We start from the raw sequence: 11,821 nt of genomic DNA, 5'->3' as shown, positions 1-11,821 counted from the left end.
TAGTTTTATGGTTAATACGGAGCACCTGATGGTCACCACACACGTTTTTATCGCAACCAGTCTTGATGGCTACATCGCCAGACACAATGACGATATCGAGTGGCTGCTGCAGCGCGATGACCCGACTGAGGATCATGGCTATGCGGCGTTCATCGCGGACAAAGAGTGGATCGTGATGGGCCGGGGGAGCTATGAGAAGGTGCTGACTTTTGACACCTGGCCGTATGATCGGCCCGTGCTGGTCCTCTCCCGACGGCTGGCCGACACGCCGGTGCCCGACGCATTGAGGGGCAAAGTACAGTTTTCAGGCCGCACGCCAAAGGAGGTGCTCGACGATCTGGCGATGCAGAACGTCCATCGCGTCTATCTTGATGGTGGGCAGGTGATACAGTCGTTTCTGCGGGAAGGATTGGTCGCCGATATGGTGATCACGACCGTTCCTGTCCTGCTCGGCTCGGGTAAATCACTGTTTGGCGCCCTGCCCGGGGATATCGATTTGACGCTGGTCTCCAGCCGCAGCTTCCCTTCGGGTCTGGTGCAGTCGCACTACCGACTGATGCCGTAAAACCACGATAAATACTGCGCAAAAAAAAACCGCCAAAAATGGCGGTAAATGCTTGCATGGATAGATTTGTATTTTGGTCTCTACGTCCCGACACGACATGGCCGGGCTGCGGATCCTATACAAGCTAACACCCGTTGTCTTAACGAAGGTTAAACAGCCTTATTAACCTGCATGGGTGTTGATCTGCAAATAACGCATAAGCCCCTGTTCAGCGCTCTGTTTTGCATCATCATTAATGGCTTCAAGATAAAAGGATCGCGCAACGCTATAAGGCGCCGTTTCAGAGGGAAATACCGCAAACTGGAATATTTTTCCTCTCGCTTGATGAGTGCAATCTAATTCCCAGCGCTGATCGTTCACTTTTTTGCTGGCACATGCAACACCACCATAGTCGCTGGTTAAATAGGAACCAACGCGAATTTCTGCTGATTGAATATATTCTGGTTCGTCATTGCCTGCATAACGAATTCCTGCCACGGCACCAACCGCAACAGCCAGAAGCGCAAGCGCAATTATTTTTTTCATTTATTAATGACCTGTTCCTTAGCCAGAGATTCATTATCATATAGGATTTATCTTTAATGCAATAATCCATCTTTAGTCCAGAAATGGTGGGTTTACAAAACGTACAAGTATTTTAGGATAAATCTTAAACACCATTACGAACCCACAGTATTTGACATTCTCTTTGCACGAGTTTGAACTTTTGAATAATAACACTAAGAAATAATCGGCATGATTATCCCGCGTTGTTCTTAAGCGGTGACTTCATGGTTAAAAAAGGTTTATCTCTCGTGATGCTGATCTGTGCCCTCTTTTCAGGCCAGCTTATAGCCGGGCACAAAGGACATGAATATCTGTGGGTAAAGAATGTGGAGCATCAGCTGCGTCATGAAGCCGACAGCGATGAATTGCGAAGTGCGGCGGAGGAGTCGGCGGAAGGTTTGCGCGAACACCACCTGTGGCAGAAATCGCGCAAACCGGACACGCACGTTCGATAATTAGCTGCCCTTGCGTTTTGGCAGCGTTTTCATCAGATCGTCCGGACTGATGGACGCCACAATACTGCCGGGCTGCGGCATTTTGAAGATGTGGTTTTTCATCTTGCCAATCACATGCATTTCGCAAGGACGGCAGTCAAATTTAAGGGTCAGCACTTCGTCACCGTTTACGAGCTGCATAGGGGTAGCCTTCCAGCTCTTGATGTTGCCTTTCGCCTGCTTAGGACACAGGTTAAACGCGAAGCGGAGGCAGTGCTTGGTGATCATCACCGGCACATCGCCCTTCTCCTCATGCGCTTCATAGGCCGCGTCGATCAGCTGCACGCCGTGGCGATGATAGAATTCACGCGCTTTATGGTTATAGACGTTGGCCAGGAAGGATAGATGCGTATCCGGGTAGACGGGCGCAGGAACGGCTTCCGCTTTACGGCTAGCGCGTGGGTAGTTCGCCAGGCGCGCGTCATCCAGCATCTCGGCGGTTTCACGGCGGAACTGGTTGAGCAAACTGTTCGGTACAAACAGGGCATCCGGCAGGTTGACCTCAACGTTGCGGGCGTAGTAAATCGTCTGGCCCAGCTTCGCCACGCCATCCTTCAGGCTGTTGAGCGCTTTCTCCGCGTTGTTTGCCACCTCGAACAGGCCATCAAGCGTATGCGTTACGCTGATGCCGTCTTCACAGGTCATGGTCAGAATCAGCTGCTCTTCCCAGCCGCCCAGTTCAATATCCACCGCGATACGACGTTCGCTGGAGGTTTTCAGCAGCGCCTGCTGCCAGTTATGATCGAGGTTACGGTTAAGCGCCGCGTTCGGTCGCGCCTTGTAGAGATCGGCCGGCATTTCATTCGGCCACACGCGGTAGCGGTTCTCGCCGGTTTTTTCGACTGTGTTGGCGCGGAAGCCCACCACTTCACGCTTAATCATCACGTTAAGGCCATCGCCGTTCGCCAGCGGCTCCGTCACCACAACATCAAGGTGATCTTTCGCCACTTTCAGCACTTCGCCAACCGGTAAGCCGATAAACTTCGGTGAGTCAAACGCGCCGATATCCCCTTTACGGGCATTCACAAAATAGTCCGTGCTGCCGCGGTGGAACGTTTTGTCCGTCGACGGAATAAAGAAATGCTCGGTACGACCGGCCGACGCGCGCGCCAGATCACCGCGATCCTCAATAATGGCATCCAGCATCTGGCGATAGTGCGCGGTGATGTTCTTCACGTAGCTCATATCTTTATAGCGCCCTTCAATCTTGAAGGAACGCACGCCCGCGTCGATCAGCGCGCCCAGGTTGGCGGTCTGATCGTTATCCTTCATCGAGAGCAGGTGTTTTTCAAATGCCACGACGCGGCCCTGATCGTCTTTCAGGGTATACGGCAGACGGCAGGCCTGTGAACAGTCGCCGCGGTTGGCGCTGCGCCCCGTTTGCGCGTGGGAAATGTTGCACTGACCGGAATAGGCGACGCACAGCGCGCCGTGGATAAAGAATTCAATCGTCGCGTCTGTCGCCTGGTGAATATCGCGGATTTGATTCAGGTTCAGCTCGCGGGCCAGGACGATCTGCGAAAAGCCGACGTCAGAGAGAAACTTCGCCTTCTCTACCGTGCGGATATCACACTGGGTACTGGCGTGCAGTTCAATGGGCGGAATATCCAGCTCCAGCACGCCCATATCCTGAACAATCAGGGCATCCACCCCGGCCTGATAGAGATCGGTAATCAGACGTTGCGCAGGCTCCAGCTCATCATCATGAAGAATGGTGTTCAGGGTCACGAACACTTTCGCCCCGAAACGGTGGGCGAACGGCACCAGTTCAGCAATATCGCTCAGGCTGTTGCTGGCGTTATGGCGGGCACCGAAGCCAGGACCACCAATGTAGACGGCATCTGCGCCATGAAGGATCGCTTCACGGGCAATGGCGGCGTCACGGGCCGGGCTTAAAAGTTCAAGATGATGGGATTGCAGGCGCATACTTCGTCGTTATCCGTTATGGTCAAAATGGCGGCTATTGTAGTCAGAAGTCTGCGTCAGCGAAACAGTTTTGCGTAGCCTCAGCGGGGATAATGAATCAGGGAGTGAAAATGCACCGTCCGGTCACTGCTGTTGCGGTAGGCATGCGGTTTATCGCCGGCGAAGCGGACGCCCGAATCGGCAGAAATCGTCTGCCACTTGCCCTCGAGCTTCATCTCCAGCTCGCCGCTGACCACCACCACATGTTCAATCACCCCTGCCTCATGCGGCGTGGATTCACTCAGGGCGCCGGGGGCCAGGGTAATGGAGAAATAATCAAACCGGAGCGCCTCGTCCCACGGAAAGAGCGGCTTGACGACCATCGCCTGCTGCTGCGGGTCAAACACCGCCTGCCGGTCCGCCTCAGGCGTGATGAAGGCGGAAAACGGCACGTTCAGTCCTGTGGCAATTTTCCACAGCGTCGACACCGTGGGGCTGGATTCATTTCGCTCGATTTGCCCGAGCATGGCCTTTGACACGCCGGTCTCGTCCGCGAGCTTCGACAAACTCCAGCCGCGTGCCTGGCGCAGCGTTTTCAATGTGGTTGCAAGATGTCGTGTGATGTCCATGTTCCCTCCTGGTGACATTCAGCATACCACTTGTACGCTATAGCGCACAGTGCTACCTTACTTCGGACGTTATAACGCACAACGGAGTTTTCATGCGCCCTTCCTCTCATCTTATTCCAGTCGCACTGGCTGGATTTGTCGCCGTGCTGGTCGGTTACGCCAGCTCGGCAGCCATCATCTGGCAGGCCGCCGCCGCGGCAGGCGCCAGCGCGCAGCAGATTGCGGGCTGGATGACCGCGCTGGGGATTGGGATGGGCGTCAGCACGCTGGCGCTCTCCTGGTGGTACAAAGCGCCTGTACTGACCGCCTGGTCGACGCCCGGCGCGGCGCTGCTCGCCACCAGCCTGCACGGCGTCACGCTGGCGGAGACCATTGGCGTGTTCATCTTTGCGAACGCGCTTATTTTGCTCTGCGGCGTTACGGGGCTTTTCGCCCGTCTGATGAAGCTGATCCCCCATTCGCTTGCTGCCGCCATGCTGGCCGGGGTATTGCTGCAGTTTGGCCTCCACGCGTTTGCGCATCTTGAGGGGCACTTTCTGCTGTGCGGCAGCATGATTGCGGCGTGGCTGATCGCCAAAGCGCTGTCGCCGCGCTATGCCATCGTGGTCACGCTCCTGGTGGGCGGTATGGTGGCATGGGTCGGTGGTGACGTTGTCACGGATAAGCTCACGCTTTCACTGGTGATGCCCGAATTTATTGCGCCCGCCTTCACCTTCACCAGCCTGGTGAGTATTGGCTTACCCTTCTTCCTGGTCACCATGGCCTCACAAAACGCGCCGGGGTTCGCCACGATGAAAGCCTCTGGTTACCCGCTGGCGGTCTCACCGCTCATTATCGTTACGGGGGGAATGGCGCTGCTGTTTTCTCCGTTTGGCGTCTTTTCAATCTGCATTGCGGCCATTACCGCCGCCATTTGCCAAAGCCCGGATGCACACCCGGATGCGGGTAAACGCTGGCTGGCGGCCATCGCTGCGGGAGGGTTTTATCTGCTGGCGGGAATTTTCGGTGGATCCATTACCGGGCTGATGGCCGCGCTGCCGCTCAGCTGGATCCAGACGCTGGCCGGTCTGTCACTGCTGGGCACCATCAGCGGGAGTTTATATCAGGCGCTGAGTCACGAAGCGGAGCGCGACGCGGCTATCGTCACATTTCTGATGACCGCAAGCGGCGTGACAATCCTGGGCATCGGTTCGGCATTCTGGGGGCTGGTGCTGGGCGGAGTATGCTACGCCCTGTTTTCACGCGCTCGCCGCGCGTAGCTGCGAAGGCGTCATGCCCGTCGCGCTGCGAAAGCGGTTGCTGAAGTGGCTGGCGGAGTTAAACCCACAGGCAAGCGCGATCTCCGTTAGCGGCGTCGTCGTATGCTGGACAAGGGCTTTCGCTTTCTCCATTCGCCTCTGCATCACATACTGATGCGGCGCCAGCCCCGTCGACTGGCGGAACATGCGGGCAAAATGGTATTCGCTGAGGGCAGCCTGCGCCGCCAGTTCGGCGAGCGTCAAGGGCTGCCCGAGATTCTCTTCGATAAAGGCGAGGACGTTGCGCAGCACAAACGGCGACAACCCTCCCGTGACAACCGGCAGCTTCCACTGCACGTTTGAGTAGTTTTGCAGCAGATGGGTCAGCAGCAACGTGGAGGCCGTGCTCAGGGTCAGCTGGTTGGCGTGCTGCTGCCAGTCACAGCCCAGTAAAAACTGGCGATACAGCGTGGTGATCTTCGGATCGCTGCCAAAAATGCGCTCGTCCAGGGTCAGCGAAAGCGGTCGCTTGTCCCAGATTTTCTCCCCCACATCGCGCAGGTGTTCATCGGTGCAGTAGAGATGCACAAACGACAGGTCATCACGGATATCCCACGTCGATTCGCTCTCTTTGGGCATCAGGCAGAAACGGTCCGGCCCCCCACCGTTCTTCCAGCCGCCCGGCGTTTTTTGATAGCTTTCGTAGCCGTCCGCCACGTACAGGCTGAGGGTATGATGGTTGCTTTTAACGGTTATCGTGTCGTGCTTGTTGTACCACGCAGCCAGCTGAATACCCGAATTCAGCGAGACGGTTTCCCGCAGGACTGCATTCTGTTGGCAAAGCGTTTCAAAGGTATCGTAAGCGTGAGACATAACCGTTAGCGCATGAATGATCGGAATATCAGTCTAAAAAGAGTTGTCCCCCGTTGCCAGACCCCAGGGAAGAAAAAAGCGCAAGATTTTGCAAGTCACCCGCAAGCAGGTGAAAGCCCGTTACGCAGCTCAGCGCCATACTGCGGGCTTCCGCGGTTTGAGAAGAGACAACTATGAACGCATTATTATATGGACTCGTGGTCATTATCTGGGGAACCACCTGGATTGCGATTTTCCTGCAGCAGGGCCCCGTCGCGGCGCCGGTGTCGATTTTCTGGCGCTTCGCCGTCGCCAGCCTCACCATGATGGTGGTGTTACTCGCCCTGCGTCGCCTGCGCACGCTGGCGCTTCGGGATCATCTTTTTTGCCTGCTTCAGGGATGCTGCGTTTTCTGCTTTAACTTCTGGTGTTTTTACACGGCAGCGGCACATATCAATACCGGACTGGAGTCGGTGATCTTCTCCATGGCGGTGCTCTATAACGCCATTAACAGCTTTATTTTCTTCGGACAGCGCCCGCCCGCGCGTTTCTGGACGGCGGCGGCACTGGGGCTGGTTGGGATTGTCACCCTCTTCTGGGACGATCTGCTGGCCAGTGGCTGGAGCGCGTCACTCCTGACCGGTATTGGGCTTTCCGCGCTCGGAACCTACGGCTTCTCGCTGGGCAATATGATCAGCATGCGCCATCAGCGCAGAGGCCTGGAAACCATGACCACCAACGCCTGGGCGATGCTCTATGGCACGCTGGTGATGGGCTGCATTGCGCTGTTCAGAGGCGATAGCTTTGTGCCGGAATGGACGGTGAGCTATCTCGGCGCGCTGGTGTATCTGGCCCTGTTTGGCTCGGTGATTGCCTTTGGCGCCTACTTCACGCTGGTTGGACGTATTGGCCCAGGCAAAGCGGCCTACAGCACGCTGCTCTTTCCGCTGGTGGCGCTCTCCATCTCCACGGTCTATGAAGGCTACGTCTGGCATGTCAACGGTATCGTGGGATTAGTGCTGATCCTGGGAGGAAATATGGTGATGTTTACCAAACCGGAAACCTGGTTCAGACGCTTACGGATGGCGTAAATAAAAAGGCCTGCATTACGCAGGCCGTTTTATTTTATTTTGCGGTCTTTTTCACATCAAACATGGTGGCATCCGTCGCCATATCATCAACAACCTGCTTCAGCGTCGCAAAGGTCATTGGTGTGTTTTCGTTATTCAGCTCTTTACCTTCGCCTTTACGTACCACCTTCATGACCGGTTTATTGGTGGCCGCATCGATCAGCTCGCCTTCAAAGAAGAGATGCGTATCCATGGTGCGGTGTCCGGTTGCCATCTGCGTACCGGCAACCACCAGCGCAACAGGCACCACTTCATAGAACTGCAGCCCCTCTTTCTGCGAACTCACCCCGGTAATCGCGCCGCGGAAAATCAGGCTATGTTTACCCGGCGTGGTCACAACCGGCTTACGCGTACCAATCGCCGTTTTCATTTTGTTATTGGTGTAATTCAACAACTCATCAAGCGTTTTTTGACCAATTTGCGTGGTCGGTTTTGGCGTTGGGTAATAGGTAATCGGCGTCCAGAGAATACTGTCGTAGTTAGCCTCATTATAAGAAGGATCAACCCAACGCAGCGTTGGTTTACCCGTCGCAGACGTTGTCTGCTGCAAGCCTGAGTAGTCTCTTAAAAAGCCGGAGTATTGTTCTGGAGCGGCGACTTTTGAAGAACAGCCCGCCAACGCCAACAGACCAGTAAGCACTGCAACTTTAAAAAAAGTTTGAGTACGCATGATAGTTTTCCATGTTATCTGCAAGTATGCATTTGAAGTTATAGCAAAAGACTGGCGGGTTTGTTGTGACAAAAAATGATGCGGTGAGCACAAATTGCAAAAAGATTGCCCGGACGCATGCCGGGCAGTGAAAAATTACTGATTTATATCCACTTGCCAGAACAGATGTTTGCCAAACGGGTCGATTTCATAGCCCTTCACCTCCTTGCGTACCGGTTCGAAAATCGTTGAATGCGCAATCATCACCGCAGGCATCTGATCATGCATCATCTGCTGCGCCTCTTTATACAACGCCACGCGCTTATCATGATCGGTTATCGATTTCGCCTCGGCAATGAGGTTATCGAAGGGCTTGTAGCACCATTTCGCCGAGTTTGACCCGCCGTTCGCCGAGGTGCAGGTAAAGAGCGGGCCGAAGAAGTTATCCGGATCGCCGGTGGCCGTCGTCCAGCCCATCAGCGCGGCCTGATGCTCTCCGCCCTTCACGCGTTTCAGATACTCGCCCCATTCGTAGGTAACGATTTTGGTCTGTACGCCAATTTTCGCCCAGTCCGCCTGAATCATCTCCGCCATGCGTTTCGCATTCGGGTTATAGGGACGCTGGACCGGCATCGCCCATAAATCGATGCTGACGCCGCTGGCAAAGCCGGCCTCTTTCAGCAGCGCTTTGGCTTTTTCAGGATCGTAGTCGTAATCCTTAAGCTCGCTGTCGGCACTCCAGACGCCCGGCGGCAGCAGATTCTTCGCCACGGTGCCGGTACCGTGGAACACCGCATCAATAATGGCCGGTTTGTTGATGGCCATCGCCAGCGCCTGACGGACCTTCACGTTATCCAGCGGCGGCTTCTGCGTGTTGAACGCCAGAAAGCCGGTATTCAGTCCGGCTTTGCTCATCAGGTTGATATCTTTGTTGGCCTTCATGCGCGGCAGATCGGCCGGGTTCGGGAACGGCATCACCTGACATTCGTTCTTCTCAATTTTGGCAAAACGCACGGAGGCATCCGGGGTGATGCTGAACACCAGCCTGTCCAGCTTCGATTTCCCCTGCCAGTAGTCGGCAAACGCCGTGAACAGGATCCGGGAATCCTTCTGATACTGCGCCAGCTTAAACGGCCCGGTGCCGATGGGCTCCATATCCACCTTCTCCGGCGTGCCCGCTTTCAGCATCGCGTCGGCATACTCCGCTGAAAGGATCGAGGCAAAATACCAGGCCAGATCGGCGACAAACGGCGCTTCCGGGTGCGCCAGGGTAAAGCGCACGGTGTGGTCATCGACTTTATCAATGGCGGTAATCAGGCTGCCGAACTCCAGGCTTTCGAAGTTGGAATAGCTGCCGTTAGAGACGTTGTGGTAGGGATGATTGACGTCTTTTTGCCGCATAAACGAGAAGATCACGTCGTCGGCGTTAAAGTCACGGGTCGGCGTGAAGGATTTATTGCTCTGGAACTTCACGCCCTTGCGCAGATGGAAGGTGTAAACCTTGCCGTCGTCGCTCACCTCCCAGCGTTCCGCCAGGCTCGGCACCAGCTCCGTGGTGCCGGGTTTGAAATCGACCAGACGGTTATAGACCGGCACGGCGCTGGCGTCGACGCTGGTTCCCGAAGTGTAAAGCTGAGGGTTAAAGTTTTCCGGCGATCCTTCGGAGCAATACACCAGCGTTTTCGCAGCGACAGCGGAACTGACCGTGAGTGCCGCGAGCGCCAATGTGAAAGTTGTGAGTTTGCTTGTCATCATTTATTCCTGTCTTTTTAATTCGACGGCTAATTAATTCTTTTGCCATTTCATAAATAACATTAAAGTGATGTGGCAAACACCTGAAAAATAAATAAGGAATAAATCACTATGGGCTCGCCGCTTTCCAGACAATTAACGCACCGTTTTTTCCGCTATCTCGCGATCACCAGCCAGAGCGATCCCAGAGTCAAAACCCTGCCCTCAACGCCGGGCCAGCATGACATGGCGCGCGAGCTGGCGCAGGAGCTGGCACAGCTGGGGTTAGACGACATTGTGATAGATGAATTCGCCACGGTGACGGCGGTTAAAAAAGGCAACGTGCCCGGTGCGCCGCGCATCGGCTTTATTACCCATATTGATACCGTCGACGTGGGACTTTCACCGGATATTCATCCACAAATATTAACGTTTACCGGTGAAGATCTCTGTCTGAATAAAGAGAAAGACATCTGGCTACGGGTAAACGAGCATCCCGAAATTCTGGCTTATCCGAACGAGGAGATTATTTTCAGCGACGGAACCAGCGTATTGGGCGCCGATAATAAATCGGCGGTCACGGTGGTCATGACGGTGCTGGAAAACCTGACGGCGGAACATCAGCATGGGGATATCGTCGTGGCGTTTGTGCCTGACGAAGAGATCGGCCTGAACGGTGCCAAGGCGCTGGATCTTAAGCGCTTCGACGTCGATTTTGCCTGGACCATTGACTGCTGCGAGCTGGGTGAGATTGTCTACGAGAACTTTAATGCGGCAGCCGCGGAAATCCGTTTTACCGGCGTGACGGCGCACCCGATGTCCGCCAAAGGCGTGCTGGTGAATCCCCTACTGATGGCGACTGATTACATCAGCCATTTTGACCGCCAGCAAACGCCAGAGTGCACCGAGGGACGTGAAGGCTATATCTGGTTTAACGGCATTCAGGCCGGACAGAACGAGGCCGTTCTTAAGGCCAATATACGCGACTTTGATAAGGAGAGCTTTGCCGCGCGCAAGCAGCAGATTGCCGACGTAGCCGCGCTGATTGCCGCCCAATATCCGACGGCCAGCGTGGACTATCGCATTGAAGATACCTACAGCAATATCAGCAATGCGATTGGCGAAGACCGGCGCGCCATCGATCTGATGTTCGAGGCAATGGAATCGCTCGGCATCACGCCGAAACCGACGCCGATGCGCGGCGGCACCGACGGCGCGGCGCTCTCGGCTAAAGGGCTACTCACCCCGAACTTCTTCACCGGGGCGCATAACTTCCACTCGAAGTTTGAATTCCTGCCGCTGTCGTCGTTTGAGGCGTCTTATAAGACTGCCCTGCAGATCTGCCTGCTGGCCGCCCGTTAAGCGGGCTTTCGTGCCAGCATCGTGGCAAAGCGCAGCTTGATGCGATTGCCGTTTTCATCAGTGCGGTGCAGTTCGCCAACGTCCTCGTTGTATTTGAGCAACTCCCAGCCTTCGTAGTAGTTGCTCAGCTCACCGCTCCTGAAGGCAAACGGGAAGCCGACCGTGCAGGGGTAGTCTGCCGTATCCATGGCGGCAACGATCAGATTGTAACCGCCCGGCGTCGTGCAGCGCTGCATATTGGCGATAAGGCCCGGGATGGTTTTTGCCTCCAGGAACATCATCACCACGGTAGAGAGAATAAAATCGTACTGGCCGTCAAAACTCAGGTTGTTCAGATCCTTAATCGCCGTATGCAGATTGGCGATCCCTTCTTCCGCCTTGATGCGCTCGATATTGTCGATGCTCATCGGGTTCTTGTCCCACGCGGTCACATCGTACCCGTTGGCCGCAAGGTACAGGCTGTTACGGCCGTTGCCGCAGCCCAGATCCAGCGTTTTACCGGGTTTCACAATCTCCGCGCTGTATAGCACCTCTGAATGGGTACGGGTTAAGCCATATTTCTCTGTGAAGTAATTCTCATCGACGGTCATTGTTTTTCCTGCGTTCGCATAAAGTGAAAGTGCATTTTACATGCCATTTTAAGGCGTTTACCGTCTGGTTGCCAAGCCGCTCGAAATGCGAAAACTTTGCTACGTTTAGTGAAGACGCTTATCAGAGACA

12 protein-coding genes are annotated in these 11,821 nt (G+C 55.0%); 5 read left to right on the top strand and 7 right to left on the bottom strand.

Going from position 1 to position 11,821, the window contains the following annotated elements:
• Positions 1–28 precede the first annotated feature (28 nt).
• Positions 29–565, top strand: coding sequence for a dihydrofolate reductase family protein (locus KGP25_RS11560; RefSeq protein ID WP_047075346.1), 537 nt, complete (start codon positions 29–31; stop codon positions 563–565).
• Between the two features lie 162 nt (positions 566–727).
• Here KGP25_RS11560 and KGP25_RS11555 read toward each other — a convergent pair whose 3' ends face one another.
• Positions 728–1,090, bottom strand: a complete 363-nt coding sequence (locus KGP25_RS11555; RefSeq protein WP_223540489.1) for a hypothetical protein — start codon at positions 1,088–1,090, stop codon at positions 728–730.
• 245 nt (positions 1,091–1,335) lie between these two features.
• Here KGP25_RS11555 and KGP25_RS11550 point away from each other — a divergent pair, with 245 nt between their 5' ends.
• The gene (locus tag KGP25_RS11550; protein WP_223540488.1) at positions 1,336–1,566 is read left to right on the top strand and encodes a DUF2554 family protein; all 231 of its coding nucleotides are present in this window, start codon (positions 1,336–1,338) and stop codon (positions 1,564–1,566) included.
• Here KGP25_RS11550 and KGP25_RS11545 read toward each other — a convergent pair whose 3' ends face one another.
• Entirely contained in the window at positions 1,567–3,531 is a 1,965-nt protein-coding gene (locus KGP25_RS11545) for a U32 family peptidase (RefSeq protein WP_223540487.1), read from the bottom strand.
• Between the two features lie 80 nt (positions 3,532–3,611).
• Positions 3,612–4,139 (bottom strand): XRE family transcriptional regulator, encoded by a 528-nt coding sequence (locus tag KGP25_RS11540; RefSeq protein ID WP_048030503.1) that lies wholly within the window; start codon positions 4,137–4,139, stop codon positions 3,612–3,614.
• Positions 4,140–4,231: 92 nt separating this feature from the next.
• Here KGP25_RS11540 and KGP25_RS11535 point away from each other — a divergent pair, with 92 nt between their 5' ends.
• Complete coding sequence (locus tag KGP25_RS11535) at positions 4,232–5,398, top strand: benzoate/H(+) symporter BenE family transporter (protein ID WP_223540486.1); 1,167 nt, start codon at positions 4,232–4,234, stop codon at positions 5,396–5,398.
• On the opposite strand, the gene KGP25_RS11530 is transcribed toward KGP25_RS11535, so the two are convergent.
• Positions 5,378–6,250 (bottom strand): response regulator transcription factor, encoded by an 873-nt coding sequence (locus KGP25_RS11530; protein ID WP_126533893.1) that lies wholly within the window; start codon positions 6,248–6,250, stop codon positions 5,378–5,380. The two genes, KGP25_RS11535 and KGP25_RS11530, sit on opposite strands and share 21 nt — an antisense overlap.
• Before the next feature lie 173 nt (positions 6,251–6,423).
• Between KGP25_RS11530 and KGP25_RS11525 the strand changes: the two genes are divergently transcribed.
• Positions 6,424–7,320 carry an EamA family transporter gene (locus KGP25_RS11525; protein WP_008502257.1) on the top strand — a complete coding sequence of 299 codons (897 nt, stop codon included), beginning with the start codon at positions 6,424–6,426 and terminating at the stop codon, positions 7,318–7,320.
• A gap of 34 nt (positions 7,321–7,354) precedes the next feature.
• Here KGP25_RS11525 and KGP25_RS11520 read toward each other — a convergent pair whose 3' ends face one another.
• Both KGP25_RS11520 and KGP25_RS11515 read right to left on the bottom strand, forming a co-directional pair.
• Positions 7,355–8,029, bottom strand: a complete 675-nt coding sequence (locus KGP25_RS11520) for a DUF3313 domain-containing protein (RefSeq protein WP_223540485.1) — start codon at positions 8,027–8,029, stop codon at positions 7,355–7,357.
• Positions 8,030–8,164: 135 nt separating this feature from the next.
• Positions 8,165–9,760, bottom strand: coding sequence for an ABC transporter substrate-binding protein (locus KGP25_RS11515; RefSeq protein ID WP_048223159.1), 1,596 nt, complete (start codon positions 9,758–9,760; stop codon positions 8,165–8,167).
• Positions 9,761–9,871: 111 nt separating this feature from the next.
• Here KGP25_RS11515 and pepT point away from each other — a divergent pair, with 111 nt between their 5' ends.
• Positions 9,872–11,101: a peptidase T gene (pepT, locus tag KGP25_RS11510; protein ID WP_069719249.1), complete on the top strand. Its 1,230-nt coding sequence runs from the start codon at positions 9,872–9,874 to the stop codon at positions 11,099–11,101.
• On the opposite strand, the gene tehB is transcribed toward pepT, so the two are convergent.
• A complete protein-coding gene (gene tehB / locus KGP25_RS11505; protein ID WP_048030510.1) occupies positions 11,098–11,691 on the bottom strand; it encodes a tellurite resistance methyltransferase TehB in 594 nt (197 codons plus the stop codon). The genes pepT and tehB overlap by 4 nt on opposite strands.
• Positions 11,692–11,821 lie beyond the last annotated feature (130 nt).

The sequence above is a fragment of the Enterobacter sp. JBIWA003 genome (assembly GCF_019968825.1).
In the GTDB taxonomy this organism is placed as follows: Bacteria; Pseudomonadota; Gammaproteobacteria; order Enterobacterales; family Enterobacteriaceae; genus Enterobacter; species Enterobacter quasiroggenkampii.
Note: the sequence above shows the minus strand (reverse complement) of the source record. Positions and strands in the feature narration are given on the sequence as shown.